Below are 21,311 nucleotides of genomic sequence, written 5' to 3' on the forward strand. Positions count from 1 at the left end.
CCGGAACCGTTCCTGACGGTCCGCGGCAGCCGCCGGGCGAGCGGCTCGGATGTCGGTCCGGTGATCCTACTGACGGGCGATGGCGCAGTCCCACCTCCTGCTGTGCGCCGAAGGCCTCGGCCCGGCCCGGCCCCGGGGCGTGGCGACGGTTCCAAGCCCCTGCGTGTCCGGCTCGTTTCGCTGGCTGCCCGAGCCCCCGCGATGTAACGTTTCGATCAAGCAGTCGTGGTTCCGAAGTCCTCGCCCGCGGTGACATGCCGTGGGCGTTCTTGCTGTTCGACGCATCTCCGAACCAGGGCGATCACCTCCGGGCCCACACCAGTGGAGCCCGACCGTTTCCCACGAAGGAGAAGCGCATGGCTACCGGCACCGTGAAGTGGTTCAACGCCGAAAAGGGCTTCGGATTCATCGAGCAGGACGGCGGCGGCCCCGACGTCTTCGCCCACTACTCGAACATCGACTCCCAGGGCTTCCGTGAGCTCCAGGAGGGCCAGAAGGTGTCCTTCGACATCGTGCAGGGCCAGAAGGGCCCGCAGGCGGAGCACATCCGCCCCGCCTGACCTCCGGCTCACGCTCGGGCGCCCCGCACGGATCCGCGTGCGGGGCGCCCTTGACGGTGCCGGCCGTGCGCGGCCGGCACCTGCTTGAGGTGCGCGGCCGCACTTCGGCCCTCGTCGCCCGCGCGTTCCGCGCGTCGCCGCGGCCCCTCACTCGGATCGCCCGACAGAGTGGCACGCGAACGAGGCCTGACCCAGGCTGGCCGGAGGTCCCGGCTGCCAGAGGGGTGCGGTGTCGATGTTCGATACGAGCTTTGCGTTCCCGCGCTCCCTGCTGGACCCGGTGACCGGTGCCCGTGGGCGGGTCGCCGTCATCGGGGCCGGCGTGGCAGGCCTGGTGTGCGCGTACGAGCTGCAGCGCCGGGGCTTCGACGTGGTGGTCTACGAGCAGGCGAGCCGGCCCGGCGGACGGGTGCGCACCCACCGCTTCTGGGACGGCACCCACGTCGACCTGGGCGCCATGCGCATCCCCGGCAACCACCACTGCGTGCTGCACTACGTCTCCCGGTTCCGCCTGGAGACCCGCCCTTTCGTCAACGCGAACCCGCGTGCCTACTACCATCTGCGCGGCCGGCGGGTGCGGGTCCAGGCCGTGGCCGGACTGTACCCGGCGTACGCGCTGCGCCCCGGGGAGCGGCAGGCCCCCGCGCCGCTGCTGGACCGTCTGCTCGGCTCGGTGTGGAGCACCCTCAGCCCCGAACAGCAGCACCGCACGCTGGCCGGGTACTGGGACGACCCGGTACTGGAGCGGGCCGCTTCGGTCTCGCTGTGGCAGTTCGTCCACGAGCACCTCTCGCAGGACGCCTGGGACCTGGTCGGACAGGCCAGCGGGCTCGCGCACTACGAGCAGTCCTCGCTGCTGGAGGTGCTGGTCGACTACTTCGGCCTGTTCCACGAGGGGCAGGTCGAGCTGGTGGAGGGATTGGACGCGCTGATCCACGCCTTCGTCCGGGCGCTGGCTCCCGGCACCGTGCGGCTGTCCACCCGGATCGACGAACTGGCGCTGACCGAGGACGGTGTCGAGGTCCGGGGCAGGCGCTTCGGCGCCCGGCTGCGCGAGCACACCGACTACGTGGTGTGCTGCGTCCCGGCCCCCGCACTGGACCGGATCACCGTCACCCCCGGCCTGCCCCACGCGCAACGGCACGCCGTGCGCGGAATCAGCTACGCCAGCAGTACCAAGACCGTGCTGCACCTGACCCGCCGCCGGTGGGAGCTCCAGGACGGCATCCACGGCGGCGGGAGCTTCACCGACCTGCCGATCCAGCAGTGCTGGTACCCCTCGGACAACGCCGTCCAGGTCGAGGACGGCGTCAACGGCGGCACCAGGCGGCACTGGGCCGCCCGCGACCCGCTGCGCTCGGCGGAGCCGACCGCCCTGCTCGGCGCCTACCTGTGGGGGCCGAACGCCCGGCGCCTCACCGCACTGCCGGCCGCGGACCGCGACACCCTGGTGCTGGACTGCCTGGAGAAGCTCCACCCGGGCATCACCATGGACGTGGACGACATCGTGCACTGCGACTGGGACGTCCGGACCGGCACGGGCGGCGGCGCCTTCGCCCACCTGACACCCGGCGAGCACACCCGCTACCTGACCGTCCTCGGCTCCCCGCACCCGGCCCGCGACCCGCGGATCTTCTTCGCCGGAGAGCACCTCTCCGGCGCCCACGCCTGGTGCCAGGGAGCCGCCCGTTCCGCGCTCGACGCCGTCGGCGCCCTGCTCGACCGCGCCGGCCTCCCGACCACCACCCGGGTGGGCCCCGGGTGAGCGAGCGGGAACTCACCCGCGCCGATCTGCGCGCCCCGTTCCGCCCCGCCCGGAGCGAGCAGGTCGGCATCGAGGTCGAATGCGGCCTGCTCCACCCCACCACCGGAGTGGCCGCCCGCTACTACGGGAACGGCGGCGTCCTGGCCGTCCTGGAGGCGGTACTGGCCCGGTGGGGTGGCGAACGGCAGGAAGACGCCGGCCGGCTGACCGGGGTGCTGCGCCCGGACGGCAGCAAGGTCACCCTGGAACACGGCGGACAGATCGAGTACTCCTCCGCGCCCGCCCCCGGCATCGGCCGGGCGGTCGACGACATGCGCGCCGCGCTCGACCAACTCGCCGACGTGGCCGGCCGGTTCGGCCTGGCCCTGCTGCCCGGCGCCAACCTCCCCTTCGACCGCCTGGCCGACGTGCAGTGGGTGCCCATGACCAGGGGCGTCATCATGCGGGAGTACTTCGCCCGGCTCGGTGAGGCGGGCAGCCGAGCCCCGTACGTCATGGCCCAGTCGCTGTCCACCCAGGTCACCCTGGACTACCTCTCGCCCGAGGACTTCACCGAGAAGGTGCGGATGCAGATCGCCGCCGCGCCGGTGGTCTCCGCCCTGCTGGTCAACTCGCCCATCCAGCAAGGGCGTTCGAGCGGCCTGTGGTCCCACCGGTGCTGGTCCTGGCTGCGGATGGACCCGCGCCGCACCGGCGTCCTGCCGCCCGCGGTGCGGCCCGACGTGACCGTGGACGACGTGATCGACTGGGCCCTCGACATCCCCCTCATGCACTACCGCACCCCGGACGGCAGTCACCACCCCGCGCCCGGCCGCACCTTCGGCCAACTCCTGCGGCACGGCTACGACGACGGCTCCAGGCCCACCCCGGCGCACTGGTCCTCCCACCTGGACCAGCTCTGGACCGACACCCGGGTCCGCAACACCCTGGAACTGCGCGCCGCCGACGGTCCGCCGCACCTGCACATCGCCGCCGTCCCGGCCCTGTGGGCGGGGCTCACCTACCACCCCGCAGCCCGCGACGGCGCCTGGGACCTGCTCGGCCACTACACCCTCGCGCAGCGCCGTGCCGCACTCGCCGAACTGCCTGCCCGCGGCCTGGCCACCCGCCTGGGCGGCGATCCCGTCCGCCCGCTGGCCGCCGAACTGCTCCGCCTCGCCCGGGCCGGCCTGTCCGCCCGGGTGGCGGCCGGACTCGAACCGCCGCACGTCCCCGGCTACCTGGACCCGCTGGACGAGATCGTCGCCACCGGCCGCACCTTCGCCGAGCAGTGCCTGCGGCGCTGGGACGGCGAGTTCAACCACGACCCGGCCCGCTACGTCGCCGCCCACCGGGTCTGACGGCGCCCGTGGAGCTGCTGATCGTGGACCTCTCCTGCTCACGCTCTGCGATTCGGCGCGCCTGAACGCCTCTCTCCAGGGCCCCTTGCAGGCCCAGGCGGCCGGAGTGTGGCGCATCCTGGTCGGACCAGGACCACAACTGCGCCGACCGCTGGAGAGCGCCGGCGCCGATGAGGTGTTCGCCGTCCGTCCACCGGCTGCTCCTCGAACCCGTGCATGGTCGGCCTCCGGACCAACTCCCGCTCCATCAAGACGAACTGGGCCACCGACAGGCTCGGAACCCTCGCCGGTCCCGTCGGGCGCAGCGTCTCCGCCCCGCCCTCACGCCAGGACCGCCGCCAACGCTCCACCGGCTGCCACTACCCGACAACCGAACGAGAACCTCAGCAGTTCGGCGGTCATCAGGCAGCCCCGGAGTCCGGTGAAGAGCAGCTGTTGGCGCTCACCCACCGCTCGGCCTGGTGATAGGAGTAGAACCGCAGCGGTTCGGGGCGGGGCGGCAGCGCCTTCACCAACCCGCCGGTCCTGTGGTCCTGGACGACCCAGACCGGGTACGAGGCGCCGTCGCAGGCGTCGGCGGGAACGATCCCGTACCGGTCACTCATCTGCGGGTCACCTGGATGAACCCGCCGGCCTTCTCGATCTCCCCGGCGAACTCGTCGAACTCGCCGTCGATCGGCGAGATCGTGGCCCTGGAGGGAACCAGCACCGCCTCGGCGCCCCGGCCCCTGACCGCCTGCAGCACGGCGAGGAGCAGGTGGCGCTCCTGCGGCGGCTTCCCCGTCTCGTCGTCCACCACGGTCAGGGTCACGTTCCAGCCGAAGGCCAACGCGTACTGCTCACAGCTGCGCATCTCCAACTCGGGGAAGGCGGCACCGGTCCTGGCCAGGTAGATCACCACCTGAAGCCCGTTGATGTCCTGGTGCGCGCGTTCCTGACCGACCTCACCGACCTTCGACTGACAGATCTCCGGGTGTGACCTGTTGTGCATCACCACTTCAGCTCCCTAGAGCACTCAATCAGTGTCCTAGGGCAGAAGGTAGAACATGGAGAAGCACATACAGCGCCAATGTCGGTGCACTAGTGTGCTTCTGAGTGTCCATCACTTCGGCTGAGGAGTCGTGCATGGCCAGCCCCAAGACCTTCACCGCGATCGCCGATCACTACCGGCAGGCGATACTCACCGGCGAACTCTCCTCCGGCGAGAAGCTCCCGACCAACAGGGAGATGTGCCAGCGCTGGAGCGTGGCCGCGGCAACCGTGAGCAGGGCCCTGAACCAGCTGCTGGTGGAAGGGCTCATCAGGACGAGCCCGCGCGGCACCTTCGTGGCGGACGAGGAGACGGCCACCGCGACGGGACGGGACCGCCTGACCATGGTGCAGCGGCTCAGGTCGAGCCTGATGGAGGGCGAGACCAGCCGGGTCACGGCGGCCGAACTGGTGGTTCCCCCGCTGTACGTCCAGGACATCTTCAGCCTGGACCCCGGCGACCAACTCGTCCGGCGCGAGTACGTCGCCGGCCGGGGAAAGACCCGGACCATGCTGGCCGTCGCCTGGTACCCGGCGCACTTCGCCGCCCTGGTGCCCGACCTGCTCTCCACCGCGCCGAGCAAGAACGCTGGGCTCACCGCAAAGGTCCTTGAGGCGTCCGGCCGGACGATCACCCATGCCCGCGACGACCTGCACGCCCGGGAGTGCGACGCCCGCGAGGCATCCGCACTGGGACTTCGCGTGGGTTCCCCGGTACTCGGAGGAGTGCACCGCTGGTCGGACGACGAGGGCGTGATCGAGTTCGGCCTCTGGGTGATCCCGACCCGCGTCACCATCGGCTACGAGTACGGCGCCTGATTCCCTGGCAATCGCAGGAACCGCCCCGGCCTCAGCGGCCGGGCGTTCGTCGCACTGGGCATCCGGCCGAGTGAGCGGAAAGTGGAGGCACTCCTCTGCTCTCCCGATGCGAAACACGCGGCCCCCACGATGACTCATGGCAGAGTTCCGGCTTTCCCCCCGTGGCACCTCCTGTGATCAGCATGGACAGGAGGACCTTGCGAAGATCGACAACCGGGTGGAAAGCTCGGAGCATGCCAACTTTCTCCTCCTACGACGGCACCGAACTGGCCTACCACCTCATCGGTGAGGGCGAGCCGCTGATCTGCCTGCCCGGCGGCGCGATGCGCGCCTCGGAGTACCTCGGCGACTTCGGCGGGCTGTCCGCCCACCGGCAGCTGGTCCTGCTCGACCACCGTGGCACCGGCGATTCGCCCGAGCCCGCCGAGGTCGGGAGCTACCGCTGCGACCGTGTCGTCGAGGACGTCGAGGCCCTGCGCGTGCACCTCGGGCTGGAGAAGGTCGACCTGTTCACCCACTCGGCCGGGGCGAATCTCGGCGTCCTCTACCTGCAGCGCCACCCCGAGCGCGTCGCGAGCCTCGCGCTGATCACGCCGGGGATGCGGGCCGTCGGGATCAAGGTCGACGAGGGCAGCCGCGAGGCCGCGACCTCGCTGCGCAAGGACGAGCCCTGGTACGACGAGGCGATCGGCCCGTTCCGCAGGGACTGGACGGATGTGGGGTCCGACGAGGACGCCGTGCTGGCGGGCCCGTTCTGGTACGGCCGGTGGGGCCAGGCCGAGCAGGAGCACCACGCCGGGCACGCCAGGCAGCTCAACCGCGCCGCCCGCGCGGCGCACTACGCCGAGGGCGCGTTCGACCCCGACGCGACGAGGGCCGCGATCGCGGGCCTTGAGATCCCCGTCCTGATCCTGGTCGGGGAGCTCGACTTCAGCCCCAGTCCGGTGCTCGCGACGCAGCTGGGCGAGCTGTTCGCGGACGGCTGGGTGCAGCTCGTCGTGCAGCCCGGGGCCGGGCACCACCCCTGGCTGGACGACCCGGCCCGGTTCGGTGACGTCGTCACGCGCTGGCTCGCCGGGAGCTGACCGACCCTCCGGTGGATCCCGGCCCGCCGCCGGCCCGGGCCCTCTCGACGCGTGAACGGATACCGGACCCGACGACTTGCACGGAACTCCGGGCGGAGCCGGTTTCTCAGGTCCGGTGTGCCACGCCTGCACACCGGGGTGGTCGTGGTGCTTCGGCCGCCCGGTCAGGAGGTGACGGTCACGGTGGTGGTTTCGGGGTTGCCGCCGTTGCCCTGGTAGACGGTGTCGCCGCTGTAGACGGCGGTGATGGTGTGGGTGCCGGTGGTGTGGAAGGCGGTGACCAGCCCTGCGGCGGCGCAGTTGCCGAGGCCCAGGAACAGCTGTCCGGTGCCGAGGGTCGTGCCGGTGGTGGTGTCGGTGAAGGTGACGGTGCCGGTGGGCCTGGTCGTGGAGCCCGCAGCGGGGCAGACCAGGTCGCTGAGGACGACCGGGGCGGCGACCCGGGTTCGGGAGGGCATCGCGCTCAGACGGGTCGTCACCGGCTTGCCGGGGGTCGTGTAGCTGATGGTGATGCCGGGCGCGGCGCTCGTGAGGGTGGGGCCGGTGCCGCCCGCGGGGACGAGGGATGATCCGCCGCCGCCTCCACCCGCGCTGCCGAACGGAGTTTCCAGGTCGTTGAGGCTGCCACCGCCACCACCGCCGTAGAGGCCGCCACCGCCCGCGCCGCCCGTCCCGGCACCGCCGTTGCCACCGCTGCCGAGCACACCGGGAGCGCCGGCGGTGCCGCCGGTGGCGGTGCCACCCGCGCCCGGCTGGGTGGCGGTGGCTCCGCCGCCCCCCATTCCTCCGTTGCACGCCCCGTTCTGGCCGGCCTGTCCGGCGTCACCGCCCTGGCTCCCCGGGCGGCACGACGAGCTGTAGACCTCGCCCGCTCCGCCGCCGCCCGCGGCCACGATGAGCCGGGAGTCGGTGGTGGTCAGCGCGGTGGTGGCGGGCTGCGTGCGGACGTCGGAGGCTCCGCCTCCTCCTCCGCCGAAGTGGGTGGTGCCGCCGCCGTTGAAGCCGCCGATGCACGGCGAGAACACATAGCAGGCCGACGTGTTGAGCGTCGGTGCGCCACCGACCTCGACGTACAGCGTCTGCCCGGCGCTCAGCCCGCCGAGGGTGCCCGAAACCTGGGCGCCACGGCCCCCGGGCGTGTTGTTGACGCCTTCGAGACCGCCGGATGCGCCGATCGCCGTGACGTCGACCTGGGAGACACCGCTGGGCACGGTGAACGTCTGCTCCGCACCGGTCGAGGCGAACGTACAGGTGGTGGTCGGGCCGGACACCGTGCAGGTGCCCTGCGCATGGGCGCTCCCCGACAAGGCCACCGGTGCCGCGGCGACACAGAACACCCCGGCGGCCAGGGTCAACGCGCGGCCCCGCGAGCTGGTCGAACCGGCACGGCGCGGGGTGCCGGGCGGTCGACGGTCGGCTGCGGACGACAGTGAGGACGTCACGATCCACTCCATGAGGGGGAAGAGGGCCGGTCGGCCCGAGGTCTTCCTGTCACTGTCGATCACATATCCGGGCCCGTGCCCTCGCAGCGGCCTGACACACCGAGGTTTCACACCTGCGGGGCGACGCCGGTGCCCGGTGCCCGTGGTGCCGGCCGGTGCCGGGGGAGGGCGGGGGAGGCGTCCGCGCCGGTGGGTCTCGGAAAGCTGCGGATCAGCAGCAGCGGCTCTGCTGTGGTTCGACGGAACCGACCTGTTCCATGCGCCGGACCTCTTGCTCTGCTACTTCCCAGTAGCCGAGATCGAGGGCCATCGCGGCACGCCCGGCGACGTAGTAGACGTCCTGGCGAATCCGGCAGTCCAGCCCTGGTCGGCGGCACAGGGCCAGGAACCTCACCTCAAGGCTGAGTTCGATGCGTCCCATCTCGTCCCGGACGTGGGTGGGGAGTGCGGCGTGCCGGAGGTCCTTGGCATAGTCACGCGTCTGCCGGTCGGCCTCGTCGGGGCGGGCTTCCGCGGGGCGATACGGGTGATCGGCCCACTCCGTGTCGGCCCACCGGACGAGTTCGTCCAGTCGGTCTGCGGCGGCCGTCAGATCCGGGGGCGAGGCGGAGAGGGCCGCGCCCGCGTCGGCGACCAGTCGGGCGAGACGGTCTCGCGCGCTGTCGTCCCCTGCCACGCACATCGCGATGAAGCCCGACAGCACATCGAGCCTGCGCGACACCTCCGCCCGCTGCCAGACCTCGTACAGTCCCGCCATCCACCGTCCCCCTCTGCTGACCGCGTCTTCGCGCCTTGCACCCTACGACGCGCCCCCATCAGCGGGTCCAACGGTTTTCCCGGGCCTACGATGGGCACTTCGACCAGGGAGCACAGTGGATCTCAGAATGTCAGGGCCGTCTCGGAGGCTCGGAGCGGAAGGCCCGTACGCGGGCATCGGCCTTACGGCCGTGGTTCCCGGTGCCAGCCGAACCGCCACCGGGCGGCGCTCGTGAGCCGTCTCCTCAAGGCCCTGCGGTGGGATGACGACGAGGTTGTCATCAGCCTCTTCGCCGCGGCGCCGTCCGCCGAGCCCGTCGATCTCACCTTCGACATCGACGGGTGTTCACCGGATCGAATCGCCAGGTATCACCTCGAAGGCGACGAGGGCGTCCTGAGCGGCCTTCAGGTGGTCGAGTACGACCTTTCCTTCGGTACGCTGCCGACCCGGCTCGGGCCGTACCTCGAAGCGTGCCTTGGGCAGGTCTGTGAGCGGGGGGCCCGGGTCGCCTGGCTGGGACTCGAAGGCTCGTTCCACTACGACCATCTGCTGACGGGTTCCGTCGCGCGGATGCTCTACGGCGTCGCGGCGCAGGGGCGGCCCACGGTGGTCGTGCTGGACGACGACGAGCGTACCGGCTCTGCCTGGCCGAAGACCCTCGACTCCTACAGGTCCGAGCTGAAGGGCTGACGTCCCGGCTCGACCACGCCGGGCGCCGGACGCTGGGCGTCGGTTCAGTGTCCGCCGGCCCGCCCGCCCCGGTCCAGGACGGCCTCGACCGCGGTGAGGAGTCGTTCGCCCACCCGGTCCACGCTGCCGTTCTGGGCACTGACCTGGGCGCCCTCCAGGAGGAAGGTGATCTCCGCGGCGGCCTCGTCGGGGTCCCGTGCGCCGGCCTTCTCGCACATGCCCGTCAGCCGGCGCAGCTGGGTGGCCTTGTGGTCCTCGATCAGCCGGCGGGCCGGGTGGTCCCGACCGGGCAGGCCGACGGTGGAATTGACGAAGGGGCAGCCCCGCTGCGCGATGTCCGGCAGTCCGTCGGCGACGAATCGCGTCACGGCGAGGACCTGGGCCCGGCCGTCACCGGGGTGCTCGGCCTCCGTGCGGTCGAAGGCGGCCGAGTAGCCCGCCGCGACGATCCTCAGCCACTCCTCGATCAGGGCGTCCTTGGTGGCGAAGTGCCGATACAGGGCCATCTTCGTGGTCTTCGCCCGCTCGGCGATGGCCTGGACCCCGACGGCCCTGATGCCCTCGCGCAGGAAGAGCTCCTCGGCGGCGTCGAGGATGCGCTCACGCGGGGGCAGGCTGGCCACTCTGGTGTCCCGGCCGGGCCTCGGGGGGATGCTCGCCATCTTCGCCTCGCTTCGCTCGCCGTCGTCGGCCTCTTTCCGCCCATGCTACGTTACCGATCAACCCCGAACGATACCGATCGGTATCACGCAGGACCGATCGGACGTCCAAGTGAGGCTGAACATCGTGAAGCTGCACGAATACACCCGGTACGACGCCGTGGGACTGGCCGGACTCGTCGCACGAGGAGAGGTCACCACCGCGGAACTCACCGCCGCGGCCCAGGACGCGATGGCGGCCGTCAATCCCCGCATCAATGCCGTCGTGGAGAACTGGCCGGCCGAGGACGCCCCGAGCCCGGGCAGCACACCGCTCGCCGGTGTCCCGTTCCTCATCAAGGACCTGGCCGTGGCCATGAAGGGCAAGCGTGTCGAACTGGGCAGCCGCCTGGCCGCAGGCAACACGGCAGCGGCGGACTCCTTCCTGATGCGACGGTTCCGGCAGGCCGGCCTGGTGACGCTGGGCCGCACCGCGACCCCCGAGTTCGCCTACAGCACCACCACGGAACCGGTCCGCCACGGAGCGACCCGCAACCCCTGGGACCTCACCAGGACGCCGGGTGGGTCCAGCGGCGGGTCGGCCGCGGCCGTCGCCGCCGGCATCACGCCCCTCGCGCACGCCACCGACGCGGCCGGCTCGATCCGCGTCCCCGCCGCCGGCACGGGGCTGTTCGGCCTCAAGCCCACCCGCGGCCGCGTCTCCATGGGCCCGGACGCCGACGAGGTCTTCAACGGCCTGGCCGTGCACGGCGCCCTCAGCCGGACCGTACGCGACAGCGCGACGCTCCTCGACCTGATCCAGGGCCCCGAAAGCGGCGACCCCTACTGGGCGGCACCTCCCCGACGCCCGTACGCCGAGGAGAGCACCCGCGACCCCGGGCGACTGCGCGTCGGGCTGCTCACCACCCCGTGGAACGGACGCGCCGTGGAGCCGGCCGTGCACGAAGCCACCCTGGCCGCCGCCCGTCTGATGGAGTCGCTCGGCCACCGGGTCGAACCCACCGGCGTGGACCTCGGGGTGAGTTGGGAGGAGTTCGTCCTGGCCAACGCCCGCCTGTGGACGGCGAACCTGGTGACCTGGATCGACGGCTTCGCCGAGCGGTTCGGGCGTCCCGTGGACGGGACGACCGTCGAGCCGGAGATGCTGGCGAGCTACGCCTGGGGACGCCGGGTGAGCGGCGCGGAGTTCGTGCGGGCCCTCGACGTGCGCAACCGGGTCGCCCGGTCGATCGGCGCGCACTTCGACCGGCACGACGTCCTGCTGACGCCCACCCTCCCCGAACTCCCCGTGGTCATAGGCACCTACCACCACGGCGCGGAGGGCGCGGACGGCCGGGGCTGGCTGGAGCACCTGTTCCACCGGTCGCCGTTCACCGCACCCTTCAACGTCGCCGGCACCCCCGCCATGTCGGTGCCGCTCGCGGCCGATCCGGCCACCGGCCTGCCCATCGGCATCCAGTTCGCCGCCGGGTACGGCCGCGAGGACGTCCTGTTCCGCCTCGCCGGGCAACTGGAGAACGCCGCTCCCTGGGCGCAGCGCACGCCCCCGGTCTGGGCGGGCGCCCTCCCGGCCGCCTGAACTCCCGTCCGGTTATGGAGTGTTCGGCCCAGTGAGGTCGCGCTACGGCCGCGCCGGACGGCACCCCCCGATCGAGGGGGGTTCCGCGACGCCCTCAAACCAACTGCGCCAGGCCCTCGGTGGCGATCCGCTCGAACACGGTGGGGTCGGTCGCGAACTGCGAGTCCGGGACGGGCCAGTGCACGACCAGTTCGGTGATCCCCAACTCCCGGTACGTACCCGCCCATTGGACGAAGGCGTCGAGTGACGCGAGCGGGCGTTCGCCGGTGAAGCCCTGGAGGAGCAGCCTGTCGAGCGAGCCCGGGTCGCGACCCTCGGCCTCGCAGGCGGCGGTCAGCGCCGCCGACTGCGCTGCCACCACGCCCGGGGCCCGCTGCGCCGGAACGTCCGGGTCGTACGGGTCCCCGCACGTGACCCACCCCTGGCCGTACCGTGCCGTGGTCCTCAGTCCGCGCGGGCCGGTCGCGGCCACGCAGAACGGTACGCGCGGACGCTGGACGCAGCCGGGGATGTTGCGGGCCTCGACGGCCGTGTAGTGGCGGCCGGCCCGCGTCGTCGCGTCCTGGCGCAGCAGCTCGTCCAGCAGGGGTACGAACTCGGCGAAGCGGTCGGCCCGTTGCCTCGGCGTCCAGTCCCCGCCACCGAGGACCTGGGCGTCGAAGCCCGTGCCCCCGGCGCCGACGCCGACCGTCAGCCGTCCGCCCGAGATGTCGTCGAGGGTCATCAACTCCTTGGCGAGGGTGACGGGATGGCGGAAGTTGGGGCTGGTGACGAGGGTCCCGAGGCGGATGCGTTCGGTGGCGGTGGCGGCGGCCGTGAGTGTCGGGACGGCACCGAACCAGGTCTCGTCGCGGAACGACTGCCAGGACAGGTGGTCGTAGGTGTAGGCGGCGTGGAAGCCGAGCTCCTCGGCCTGCCGCCAGAGCTTCTGTCCCTCGCTCCACCGGTGGAGGGGGAGGATCACGGTGCTGAGACGCATGCGCCGACTGTAGCGAGGCGCGGCCCGGGCCCGTGTCTCGTCGACCGGGCCGACCCCGTCCCGGCGCTCGCCGTCCGTGCCCGGACCGTAGTAGGCGATCTCACGTTCGCGCAGGTCACAGCCGCGTGGGTCACTGATGCGGCGCAGAGCGGGCTGTGTCCGACCGGGCCTGGGCGCCGCCCAGCGGGGTGGTGGACGTTCATCCAGTACAGGGGCCGATCGGCTGACCCACGCGGCACGGTGTCACGGGCAGGCTACGAGGAGGGCCCGGCGAGTGGGGGAGAGCCCGTTCCGTTCGTCCGTTGTGGGAGGTTGTCATGTCCGACCGTCGAATCGGCAGCGCGCAGGGTGCTGGGCGGAAGCCCGTGGCGCAGGAGCCACGGCCGGTGGCGATGCCGGCCTTCGGGCTGAACCGCTTCGACTTCACCTCACCGTCCGCTTTCGCCGCCGACATCGGGCGCGCCGAACGGTTCGGCTGGGACCACGCGTTCATCCCCTCGACCCCGCTGCTGCTGCGCGACCCGTACGTCAACCTGGCTCTCGCGGCCGAGCGCACCGAGCGCATCGGACTGGGGCCGCTGATCGAGAATCCGGTGATGCGGCACCCCGCGGTGATCGCCTCCTCGATCGCCACGGTCGCCGCACTGGCCCCCGGGCGCACCATGCTGACCTATGGCGCCGGAGACACGGCGGTGCGCCTGATGGGCCGGCGCCCCGCCACCGTGGCCGGCCTCGCCGAAGCGGTCACCCTGACCCGGGAGCTGCTGTCCGGCGACGCGGTGGAGGTGCCGGGGGCCGCGCGCAGGGCCCGCCTGGCCCACGCCCTGCCGGTTCCGGTCTGGGTCGCGGCCGGCGGGCCGCGCACGCTGCGAATGGCCGGCCGGGTCGCGGACGGCGTGTTCATCCGGGTGGGCCGCCACCCGGCGAACCTGCGGGCCGCCGTCGACGCGGTACGGGCGGGCGCGGTCGAGGCGGGCCGGGACCCGGAGGGGGTCCGAATCGGGGCGGTCTTCCACACGGTGCTGGACGATGACCTCGAACGCGCCGCCCTGATCAGCCGCTCCGTGGCGGCCGGCTACTACGAGTACTCGCCCCGGCTGTTCGGCCCGCCCGGGTTCGAGTGGAACGGACCGCCCGTGGAGGAACTCAAGGCGAAGGTGTGGCCGGACTTCCACCACGCGGCGGACCTGCGGGAATCCGGCCGGGTGGTCTCCTTCCTGCCGGACGAGGTCGCCGACGCCTTCGCCCTGCACGGGACGCCCGCGATGATCGCCGGGCAGCTCCTCCAGGCCCTCCGCATCGACCTGCCGATCTCCCTGGTCGTCACCCACCCGATGCCCGCACCGCTCTCGGGCGGGCGGTCACCGTACCTCGAATGCTTCGCCACCGAGGTCATTCCCCTGGTCCGCGCCGGATCCGGTGGCTGAGGGCGGCTTCGGTCGCCCCGGAAGGCCGAACAGCGCCGGCGAAGGATCGGCCCGCGCTCGGGTCACCGCGCCGGTCCCGCCCGCCGCCCACGGTTGCGTCCACCTGCACGGCCGCCCGCTTCCAGCGCCTTCCCCGGCGCGTCGGGAGTTTGCAGGCCGTGCCCGGCTGTCACGCGGATCGCAAGGGGATGTGGCAGTCAAATGACTGATGCGTGCCGGTTGACGGGTCGGCGACAGTGGTGCGCGCCGGGTTGACCGGCGGCGGGTGCGTCGGGCACTCGTCGATGGACGCGAACGAGGAGTAACAGGATGGCCATCAGTCAGCGGCCCGGCGGGAAGTGGAAGTCGGCCGCGGTCGTCGCGCTCGCGGCCTTCGCGGTCACCAGTGGCATCGCCGCGCCCGCCAGTGCTGCACCTCGGGTGGTCTCGGCGCCGGGCCGCTCGAACACGGAAACCCAGGACCTGTACGAGGCGGTGCAGTCAGGAGAGCCCGCGAAGCCCCGCGACCACCCGGCCGGGCGCCCGCTGCTTCCGCACCGCTGGGTCGCCGTGGTCGGGTACGGAGCCGTGCAGGCCCTGAACCAGAAGACCCGCTATGCCTGGCAGCGCAACTACAAGGACTGGTCGGTCGCCATCGTCGGCAACACCATCCAGGGCAGGGAGGTCACCATCTACACCAAGATCACCAACCTGATCTACGGTGAGGGCGGCGTCATCGGCGCCCAGACGGCTCCGACGGGACAGGTGGCGGTGGCACACAACACCATCGTGGCCCAGGGGAACGTCAACATCGTGACCGAGATCGTGAACGTCCACCTCATCAGCCCCCAGTTCCAGGACGTCTACAGCGGCCAGTGCCGTGCCCAGGAAGACCTCCGGAACGCGGTCAAGGCACAGCTCGCCTGCACACTGGGCTGAGTGGTGAAACACGGTGGCGGGTCCCGGCCGTAGTCGGGCCCCGCCACCGTGCGTGCGTCCCGCGCTGCTGCAGCAGGAGTTCTCCTGGGCGAGACCCTGAACGCCGTCGGCATCGTCCACGAGCGCGCCCGCCCGTACCGCCCCGCCGGACCGCCCCACCGCACCGGCCGTCCCGCGCGCCGCCGGCGAGGGCACCGGCACGGCGTTCATCACGATCAGGTTTCAGCCACCCGCTCACGTCTTGCCCTGAGGCCGTGTAATCGATTCCAATCGTCGCAACGCGTCGATGTAATCGATTCCACAAGGAGGTGGGGCGGCTGTGGCGAGCATCAAGGACGTTGCCGCCGAGGCAGGCGTGTCCGTCGCGACGGTCTCGCGTGTCCTGAACGAGCACCCTTCGGTGAGCGAGGACGCCCGGGCGCGGGTGCTGGCCGCCGTCGCGTCGCTCGGGTACCGGCCCAACGCCGTGGCGCGGTCGCTGCGCACCGATCAGACCCGCACCCTGGGGCTGGTGATCAGCGACGTGCTGAATCCGTACTTCACCGAGCTCGCGCGCTCCGTCGAGGAGGAGGCGCGGGCGCTGGGGTACAGCGTGATCATCGGGAACGCCGACGAGCGGCCGGACCTGCAGGACCACCACGTACGGACGCTGCTGGACCGCCGGATCGACGGACTGCTGGTCTCGCCCACCGACGGCGGCTCGCCGCTGATGCTGGACGCCGCCCGCTCCGGGACGCCGATGGTGTTCGTGGACCGGTGGATCCCCGGCGTCGACGTGCCGGTGGTCCGCGCGGACGGGCGGGGCGCCGTACGGGACCTCGTCGCGCACCTGCACCGGCTGGGGCACCGGCGGCTGGCGATCATCGCCGGGCCGGCGGCCACCACGACCGGGCAGGAGCGGGTGGCGGCGTTCCGCGAGGCGCTGGAGGAGTACGGCCTCGACCTGCCCGACCGGTACATCGGCCAGGGCGACTTCCAGGCCGACAGCGGCCGGCGGGTGACCGAGCGGTTCCTGGACCTCGCCGAGCCCCCGCAGGTCGTGTTCGCGGCGGACAACCTGATGGCGCTCGGCGCCCTGGACGCCGTGCGCGCCCGGGGCCTGCGGGTGCCGGACGACATCGCGCTCGCCGCGTTCGACGACATCCGCTGGTTCGTGCACACGGACCCGCCGATCACCGCGATCGCCCAGCCCACGGGTGAGCTGGGCCGGGCCGCCGTGCGCGCCCTGGTGGACCGCATCGAGGGGCGGGCACCGCGGTCGGTGACGCTGCCCGCCCGTCTCGTCGTTCGCCGCTCGTGCGGCGAGGACCCCGCCACGAACAGGAGCCGGTCGTGAGCGACACGGACGAGTTGCTGCGCATCGAGGGCATCCGCAAGTCCTTCCCCGGGGTGGTCGCGCTGGACGGCGTCGACTTCGACCTGCGGCGGGGCGAGGTCCATGTGCTGCTCGGAGAGAACGGCGCGGGAAAGAGCACCCTGATCAAGACGCTCTCCGGCGCCCACACACCCGACGAGGGCCGCATCCTGGTCGGCGGTGAGGAGGTCCGCATCCAGGGTGCGCAGGACTCCGAGCGGCTCGGGATCGCCACCATCTACCAGGAGTTCAACCTCGTCCCCGATCTGACGGTCGCCGAGAACATCTTCCTGGGGCGCCAGCCGCGCCGGTTCGGGATGATCGACCGGAAGAGCATGGAGGCGGCCGCCGCGGAGCTGCTGGAGCGGGTCGGGGTCGACGTCGCGCCCCGCGCGCCGGTGCGTGAACTCGGCATCGCGCGCCTGCAGATGGTCGAGATCGCGAAGGCGCTGAGCCTGGACGCGCGGGTTCTGATCATGGACGAGCCGACGGCCGTGCTGACCTCCGACGAGGTCGAGAAGCTGTTCGTGATCGTGCGCAGGCTGCGCGAGGACGGCGTCGGGATCGTCTTCATCACGCACCACCTGGAGGAGATCGCCGCCCTCGGGGACCGGGTCACGGTCATCCGGGACGGCAGGTCGGTCGGCCGGGTGCCCGCCTCCACGCCGGAGGAGGAACTCGTCCGGCTGATGGTGGGCCGGTCCATCGAGCAGCAGTACCCGCGCGAGCGGGCCGTCCCGGGCGCCGCGTTGCTGTCCGTGGAGGGGCTGTCCCGGGACGGCGTCTTCCACGACGTCAGCTTCGAGGTGCGGGCCGGCGAGGTCGTCGGCCTCGCGGGGCTGGTCGGGGCGGGCCGGACCGAGGTGGTCCGGGCCGTCTTCGGGGCCGACCCGTACGACCGCGGCACGGTCCGCGTCAGCGGGGCTCCCCTCAGGCGGCACGACATCGGCGCCGCCATGACCGCGGGGATCGGGCTGGTGCCCGAGGACCGCAAGGGGCAGGGGCTCGTGCTCGACCAGTCGGTCGGGGAGAACCTCGGACTCGTCACCCTCAAGTCCGCCACCAGGGCCGGGGTCGTCGACCTCAAGGGCCAGCACGACGCGGCCGCGCGGATCGCCGGGCAGCTCGGTGTGCGGATGGCCGGGCTCGACCAGCCGGTCCGCACGCTGTCCGGCGGCAACCAGCAGAAGGTCGTCATCGGCAAGTGGCTGCTGGCCGACACCAGGGTGCTGATCCTCGACGAGCCCACCCGCGGCGTCGACGTCGGCGCCAAGGTCGAGATCTACCAGCTCGTCAACGAGCTGACGGCGGCCGGGGCCGCCGTCCTCATGGTCTCCAGCGACCTGCCCGAGGTGCTCGGGATGAGCGACCGGGTGCTGGTGATGGCCCAGGGCCGGATCGCGGGCGAGCTGTCCGCCGCCGAGGCCACGCAGGACGCGGTCATGTCGCTGGCCGTGAGCAACCCCACTACCGAACGGGAGGCCCCCCGTGGCCGCTGAAACGCTCAAGGGCGGTACGGGCGCCGGTGGCGCCGCGGCCCTGCGCCGTCTGCTGCTCGACAACGGCGCGCTGACCGCGCTGATCGCCCTCGTCATCGCCATGTCGGCGCTGTCGGGCGACTTCCTCACCACCGACAACCTGCTCAACGTCGGCGTCCAGGCGGCGGTGACCGCCGTCCTCGCCTTCGGCGTCACCTTCGTGATCGTCTCGGCGGGCATCGACCTGTCGGTCGGTTCGGTGGCCGCGCTGTCGGCGACCGTGCTGGCCTGGAGCGCCACCTCGCACGGCGTGCCGGTGGCCGTCGCGGTGCTGCTGGCGCTGGCGACGGGGGTGGCCGCCGGCCTGGTGAACGGCTTCCTGATCTCCTACGGCAAGCTGCCGCCGTTCATCGCGACGCTCGCCATGCTGTCGGTGGGGCGCGGTCTCGCCCTGGTGATCTCGGACGGGTCGCCGATCGCGTTTCCGGCCTCGGTCTCCCACCTGGGTGACACGCTCGGCGGATGGCTGCCGGTGCCGGTGCTCGTGATGGTGGCCATGGGGCTCGTCACCGCGTTCGTCCTCGGCCGCACGTACCTCGGCCGCTCGATGTACGCCATCGGCGGCAACGAGGAGGCGGCCCGGCTCTCGGGCCTGCGGGTGCCGCGGCAGAAGCTCGCGATCTACGCGCTGTCCGGCGTGTTCGCCGCGGTCGCCGGCGTCGTCCTGGCCTCCCGGCTCTCCTCCGCCCAGCCGCAGGCCGCCACCGGGTACGAGCTGGACGCCATCGCCTCCGTCGTCATCGGCGGCGCCTCCCTCGCCGGGGGTACGGGCAAGGCGTCGGGGACGCTGATCGGCGCGCTCATCCTCGCGGTGCTGCGCAACGGGCTGAACCTGCTGAACGTCTCCGCGTTCTGGCAGCAGGTCGTCATCGGCGTGGTCATCGCCCTGGCGGTGCTGCTCGACACGGTGCGGCGCAAGGCCGGGGCCGCTCCCACCGGGACCGGGGCGCCCGGCGGCGGCAGGGGCAGGCAGTTCGCCACGTACGGGCTCGCGGCCGTCGTGGCGGTGGCGATCGTGGGGGCGACCTCGTTCCTGCACGGCGATCCGAAGTCCGCCACCCGGAAGATCGGCCTCTCGCTCTCCACGCTCAACAACCCGTTCTTCGTGCAGATCCGCTCCGGTGCACAGGACGAGGCGAAGAAGCTGGGGGTGGACCTGACGGTCACCGACGCGCAGAACGACGCCTCGCAGCAGGCTAACCAGCTGCAGAACTTCACCAGTTCGAAGCTCGGCGCGATCGTCGTCAATCCGGTGGACTCCGACGCGGCGGGCAACTCCGTGGCGGCCGCGAACAAGGCGAAGATCCCGGTCATCGCCGTCGACCGCGGCGTCAACAAGGCCGATGTGGCCGCACTGATCGCCTCCGACAACGTCGCCGGCGGCGAGCAGGCGGCGAAGGCCCTCGCCGAGAAGCTCGGCGGCAGCGGGAAGATCGCGATCCTCCAGGGCCTGGCCGGCACCTCCGCCGCGCGCGAGCGGGCCGAGGGCTTCGCCAAGGGGCTCCAGGCGTACCCGGGGATCGAGGTCGTCGCACAGCAGCCGGCCGACTTCGACCGGACCAAGGGCCTCGACGTCATGTCGAACCTGCTCCAGGCGCACCCGGACGTCCAGGGCGTCATCGCCGCCAACGACGAGATGGCGCTCGGCGCGGTGAAGGCGCTCGGATCCAAGGCCGGGGCATCCGTGCAGGTCATCGGCTTCGACGGGACTCCCGACGGGCTGAAGGCGGTCGAGCAGGGGACGCTGTACGCGTCCGTGGCCCAGCAGCCGTCGCAGCTGGGGAGGATCGCCGTGGACAACGCGGTCAAGGCGATCAAGGGGGAGACGGTCGAGGAGACCGTCAAGGTGCCGGTGAAGGTGGTCACGCAGGAGAACGTGGCCGGGTTCAGCGGCTGAGACAGGGAAAGGGGTGGCCGGGGTGCCCGCGGAAGCGGGGCTCCGGCCGCCTTGTTCGGATCGCCTGATTGGGGAGTTTCATGTACGACTACGACGTGCTGGTCGTCGGGTCGGCCAACGTCGATCTCGTGATCGGCGTCGAGCGCAGGCCCGGAGCCGGAGAGACGGTGCTCGGGTCGGACCTCGCCGTCCATCCCGGCGGCAAGGGGGCCAACCAGGCCGTCGCCGCAGCGCGCCTCGGGGCGCGCACCGCGCTGCTCGCCCGGGTCGGGGACGACGCGAACGGGCGGCTGCTGCTGGAGTCGCAGCGCGGCGCGGGGGTCGACACGGAGGGCGTCCTGGTGGGCGGGGCCCCGACCGGCGTCGCGCTGATCACCGTCGACCCGTCCGGGGACAACAGCATCGTGGTGTCACCCGGCGCGAACGGGCGGCTCACGCCGGAGGACGTCCGGGCCGCCGGGCCCCTGCTGCGCGCCTCCCGGGTGGTCTCCGCGCAGTTGGAGATCCCGTTGGAGTCGGTCGTCGAGGTCGTGCGGCAACTGCCGTCCGGCACGAGGTTCGTGTTGAACCCCTCTCCGCCGCAGCCGCTGCCGGCCGAGGTGCTGGCGGCCTGCGACCCGCTGATCGTCAACGAGCACGAGGCCCGGGTGATCCTGGGCGGCGGGGCGGTCGGCGACGATCCCGCCGGATGGGCGCGGGAGTTGCTCGCGAGCGGGCCCAAGTCGGTCGTGGTGACGCTCGGTCCGGAGGGTGCGCTGGTCGCGACCGCCGAGGAGGTCGTGCGGGTCGCGTCGGTGCAGGTCGACGCCGTCGACACGACCGGCGCCGGTGACTCCTTCACCGCCGCACTGGCCTGGCGGCTGGGTGCGGGCGCCGCCCCGGCGGAGGCCGCCGCGTACGCCGCCCGGGTGGGCGCCCTCGCCGTGACGCGGCGGGGGGCCCAGGAGTCGTTCCCCACCGCCGAGGAGGTCGCGGCGCTGTGAAGAAGGGCGGGATTCTGAATCGCCATCTCGCCGCAGCCATCGCCGAGTTGGGGCACGGCGACCGGGTGCTCGTGTGCGACGCGGGGATGCCGATCCCGGACGGGCCCCGGGTGGTCGACCTCGCCTTCCGGGCGGGGATCCCGTCGTTCGAGGACGTCCTGGCCGGGCTCCTCGACGAGTTGGTGATCGAGGCGGCGATCGCGGCGCAGGAGGTGCGGGCGGCGAACCCCGCCGCGGACGCGTTGCTGAACGGCTCCTTCACCGAGCTGTCGTACGTGCCGCACGAATCGCTGAAGGGGCTGAGCGCGGGGGCGCGCCTGGTGGTGCGGACCGGGGAGGCCCGGCCGTACGCGAACGTGCTGCTGCGGTGCGGGGTGTTCTTCTAGAGCCGCCCGGGCGCCACCGCTGGACGTGATCGGACGGTTTGTCGAGGTCAGCGGTCCGGCCGTCGGACCACCGGGTCGAACCCACGACCGCGCCGCGCCCGTTC

General features: G+C 72.3%; 20 protein-coding genes. 14 read left to right on the top strand and 6 right to left on the bottom strand.

Translation table 11 applies throughout. From position 1 onward, the window contains the following. Positions 1 to 356 precede the first annotated feature (356 nt). From ACIP4P_RS35075 to ACIP4P_RS35085, 3 genes are all read left to right on the top strand, one after another. Entirely contained in the window at positions 357 to 560 is a 204-nt protein-coding gene (locus ACIP4P_RS35075) for a cold-shock protein (protein WP_350516269.1), read from the top strand. A 235-nt stretch (positions 561 to 795) separates the two neighbouring features. Next, a complete protein-coding gene (locus tag ACIP4P_RS35080) occupies positions 796 to 2,325 on the top strand; it encodes a flavin monoamine oxidase family protein (RefSeq protein WP_400925485.1) in 1,530 nt (509 codons plus the stop codon). Next, positions 2,322 to 3,665 carry a glutamate-cysteine ligase family protein gene (locus ACIP4P_RS35085; RefSeq protein WP_400925487.1) on the top strand — a complete coding sequence of 448 codons (1,344 nt, stop codon included), beginning with the start codon at positions 2,322 to 2,324 and terminating at the stop codon, positions 3,663 to 3,665. Before ACIP4P_RS35080 ends, ACIP4P_RS35085 begins: the two co-directional genes overlap by 4 nt. A gap of 401 nt (positions 3,666 to 4,066) precedes the next feature. Here ACIP4P_RS35085 and ACIP4P_RS35090 read toward each other — a convergent pair whose 3' ends face one another. Together ACIP4P_RS35090 and ACIP4P_RS35095 are read right to left on the bottom strand one after the other, a co-directional pair. Beyond that, complete coding sequence (locus tag ACIP4P_RS35090) at positions 4,067 to 4,270, bottom strand: hypothetical protein (protein WP_400925489.1); 204 nt, start codon at positions 4,268 to 4,270, stop codon at positions 4,067 to 4,069. Beyond that, a complete protein-coding gene (locus ACIP4P_RS35095; RefSeq protein WP_400925491.1) occupies positions 4,267 to 4,656 on the bottom strand; it encodes a hypothetical protein in 390 nt (129 codons plus the stop codon). Before ACIP4P_RS35095 ends, ACIP4P_RS35090 begins: the two co-directional genes overlap by 4 nt. Before the next feature lie 134 nt (positions 4,657 to 4,790). On the opposite strand from ACIP4P_RS35095, the gene ACIP4P_RS35100 reads away from it, so the two are divergent. Together ACIP4P_RS35100 and ACIP4P_RS35105 are read left to right on the top strand one after the other, a co-directional pair. After that, positions 4,791 to 5,513: a GntR family transcriptional regulator gene (locus ACIP4P_RS35100; RefSeq protein ID WP_400925492.1), complete on the top strand. Its 723-nt coding sequence runs from the start codon at positions 4,791 to 4,793 to the stop codon at positions 5,511 to 5,513. Positions 5,514 to 5,746: 233 nt separating this feature from the next. Further along, positions 5,747 to 6,598 carry an alpha/beta fold hydrolase gene (locus ACIP4P_RS35105; RefSeq protein WP_400925494.1) on the top strand — a complete coding sequence of 284 codons (852 nt, stop codon included), beginning with the start codon at positions 5,747 to 5,749 and terminating at the stop codon, positions 6,596 to 6,598. 164 nt (positions 6,599 to 6,762) lie between these two features. On the opposite strand, the gene ACIP4P_RS35110 is transcribed toward ACIP4P_RS35105, so the two are convergent. Both ACIP4P_RS35110 and ACIP4P_RS35115 read right to left on the bottom strand, forming a co-directional pair. After that, positions 6,763 to 8,040: a glycine-rich protein gene (locus tag ACIP4P_RS35110; RefSeq protein ID WP_400925496.1), complete on the bottom strand. Its 1,278-nt coding sequence runs from the start codon at positions 8,038 to 8,040 to the stop codon at positions 6,763 to 6,765. Between the two features lie 211 nt (positions 8,041 to 8,251). After that, positions 8,252 to 8,797 (bottom strand): hypothetical protein, encoded by a 546-nt coding sequence (locus ACIP4P_RS35115; protein ID WP_400925498.1) that lies wholly within the window; start codon positions 8,795 to 8,797, stop codon positions 8,252 to 8,254. A gap of 231 nt (positions 8,798 to 9,028) precedes the next feature. Here ACIP4P_RS35115 and ACIP4P_RS35120 point away from each other — a divergent pair, with 231 nt between their 5' ends. Then, complete coding sequence (locus ACIP4P_RS35120) at positions 9,029 to 9,487, top strand: hypothetical protein (RefSeq protein ID WP_400925500.1); 459 nt, start codon at positions 9,029 to 9,031, stop codon at positions 9,485 to 9,487. Between the two features lie 44 nt (positions 9,488 to 9,531). On the opposite strand, the gene ACIP4P_RS35125 is transcribed toward ACIP4P_RS35120, so the two are convergent. Then, entirely contained in the window at positions 9,532 to 10,149 is a 618-nt protein-coding gene (locus tag ACIP4P_RS35125; protein WP_400925502.1) for a TetR/AcrR family transcriptional regulator, read from the bottom strand. A 124-nt stretch (positions 10,150 to 10,273) separates the two neighbouring features. Between ACIP4P_RS35125 and ACIP4P_RS35130 the strand changes: the two genes are divergently transcribed. Continuing rightward, the gene (locus ACIP4P_RS35130; protein WP_400925504.1) at positions 10,274 to 11,725 is read left to right on the top strand and encodes an amidase; all 1,452 of its coding nucleotides are present in this window, start codon (positions 10,274 to 10,276) and stop codon (positions 11,723 to 11,725) included. 94 nt (positions 11,726 to 11,819) lie between these two features. Here the strand turns inward: ACIP4P_RS35130 and ACIP4P_RS35135 are convergent, their stop codons facing one another. Further along, entirely contained in the window at positions 11,820 to 12,704 is an 885-nt protein-coding gene (locus tag ACIP4P_RS35135; protein WP_400925506.1) for an LLM class flavin-dependent oxidoreductase, read from the bottom strand. Between the two features lie 317 nt (positions 12,705 to 13,021). Here ACIP4P_RS35135 and ACIP4P_RS35140 point away from each other — a divergent pair, with 317 nt between their 5' ends. The 7 genes from ACIP4P_RS35140 to rbsD all read left to right on the top strand — a co-directional run bounded on the left by ACIP4P_RS35140 (position 13,022) and on the right by rbsD (position 21,207). Beyond that, positions 13,022 to 14,131 (top strand): LLM class flavin-dependent oxidoreductase, encoded by a 1,110-nt coding sequence (locus tag ACIP4P_RS35140; RefSeq protein ID WP_400925508.1) that lies wholly within the window; start codon positions 13,022 to 13,024, stop codon positions 14,129 to 14,131. 309 nt (positions 14,132 to 14,440) lie between these two features. Then, positions 14,441 to 15,049, top strand: coding sequence for a hypothetical protein (locus ACIP4P_RS35145; RefSeq protein WP_400925510.1), 609 nt, complete (start codon positions 14,441 to 14,443; stop codon positions 15,047 to 15,049). Between the two features lie 319 nt (positions 15,050 to 15,368). Next, on the top strand, positions 15,369 to 16,385 hold the full coding sequence (locus ACIP4P_RS35150) for a LacI family DNA-binding transcriptional regulator (protein WP_400925512.1): 1,017 nt from the start codon (positions 15,369 to 15,371) through the stop codon (positions 16,383 to 16,385). After that, complete coding sequence (locus ACIP4P_RS35155) at positions 16,382 to 17,902, top strand: sugar ABC transporter ATP-binding protein (RefSeq protein WP_400925514.1); 1,521 nt, start codon at positions 16,382 to 16,384, stop codon at positions 17,900 to 17,902. The genes ACIP4P_RS35150 and ACIP4P_RS35155 overlap by 4 nt, the downstream gene beginning before the upstream one ends. Then, positions 17,892 to 19,838: a substrate-binding domain-containing protein gene (locus ACIP4P_RS35160; RefSeq protein WP_400925516.1), complete on the top strand. Its 1,947-nt coding sequence runs from the start codon at positions 17,892 to 17,894 to the stop codon at positions 19,836 to 19,838. The genes ACIP4P_RS35155 and ACIP4P_RS35160 overlap by 11 nt, the downstream gene beginning before the upstream one ends. Positions 19,839 to 19,918: 80 nt before the next feature. Then, the gene (locus tag ACIP4P_RS35165) at positions 19,919 to 20,821 is read left to right on the top strand and encodes a ribokinase (protein ID WP_400925518.1); all 903 of its coding nucleotides are present in this window, start codon (positions 19,919 to 19,921) and stop codon (positions 20,819 to 20,821) included. Continuing rightward, entirely contained in the window at positions 20,818 to 21,207 is a 390-nt protein-coding gene (gene rbsD / locus ACIP4P_RS35170) for a D-ribose pyranase (RefSeq protein WP_400925520.1), read from the top strand. The genes ACIP4P_RS35165 and rbsD overlap by 4 nt, the downstream gene beginning before the upstream one ends. The last annotated feature ends 104 nt before the right edge of the window (positions 21,208 to 21,311 follow it).

Source organism: Kitasatospora sp. NPDC089509, assembly GCF_044749365.1.
GTDB lineage: Bacteria > Actinomycetota > Actinomycetes > Streptomycetales > Streptomycetaceae > Kitasatospora.

What these genes read in the sequence shown, in the direction of transcription:
- ACIP4P_RS35075 (WP_350516269.1), top strand. Translation starts at nt 357, where the DNA reads ATGGCTACCGGCACCGTGAAGTGGTTCAACGCCGAAAAGGGCTTCGGA.
- ACIP4P_RS35080 (WP_400925485.1), top strand. Translation starts at nt 796, where the DNA reads ATGTTCGATACGAGCTTTGCGTTCCCGCGCTCCCTGCTGGACCCGGTG.
- ACIP4P_RS35090 (WP_400925489.1), bottom strand. Translation starts at nt 4,270, where the DNA reads ATGAGTGACCGGTACGGGATCGTTCCCGCCGACGCCTGCGACGGCGCC.
- ACIP4P_RS35095 (WP_400925491.1), bottom strand. Translation starts at nt 4,656, where the DNA reads ATGCACAACAGGTCACACCCGGAGATCTGTCAGTCGAAGGTCGGTGAG.
- ACIP4P_RS35100 (WP_400925492.1), top strand. Translation starts at nt 4,791, where the DNA reads ATGGCCAGCCCCAAGACCTTCACCGCGATCGCCGATCACTACCGGCAG.
- ACIP4P_RS35105 (WP_400925494.1), top strand. Translation starts at nt 5,747, where the DNA reads ATGCCAACTTTCTCCTCCTACGACGGCACCGAACTGGCCTACCACCTC.
- ACIP4P_RS35115 (WP_400925498.1), bottom strand. Translation starts at nt 8,797, where the DNA reads ATGGCGGGACTGTACGAGGTCTGGCAGCGGGCGGAGGTGTCGCGCAGG.
- ACIP4P_RS35125 (WP_400925502.1), bottom strand. Translation starts at nt 10,149, where the DNA reads ATGGCGAGCATCCCCCCGAGGCCCGGCCGGGACACCAGAGTGGCCAGC.
- ACIP4P_RS35135 (WP_400925506.1), bottom strand. Translation starts at nt 12,704, where the DNA reads ATGCGTCTCAGCACCGTGATCCTCCCCCTCCACCGGTGGAGCGAGGGA.
- ACIP4P_RS35140 (WP_400925508.1), top strand. Translation starts at nt 13,022, where the DNA reads ATGTCCGACCGTCGAATCGGCAGCGCGCAGGGTGCTGGGCGGAAGCCC.
- ACIP4P_RS35145 (WP_400925510.1), top strand. Translation starts at nt 14,441, where the DNA reads ATGGCCATCAGTCAGCGGCCCGGCGGGAAGTGGAAGTCGGCCGCGGTC.
- ACIP4P_RS35165 (WP_400925518.1), top strand. Translation starts at nt 19,919, where the DNA reads ATGTACGACTACGACGTGCTGGTCGTCGGGTCGGCCAACGTCGATCTC.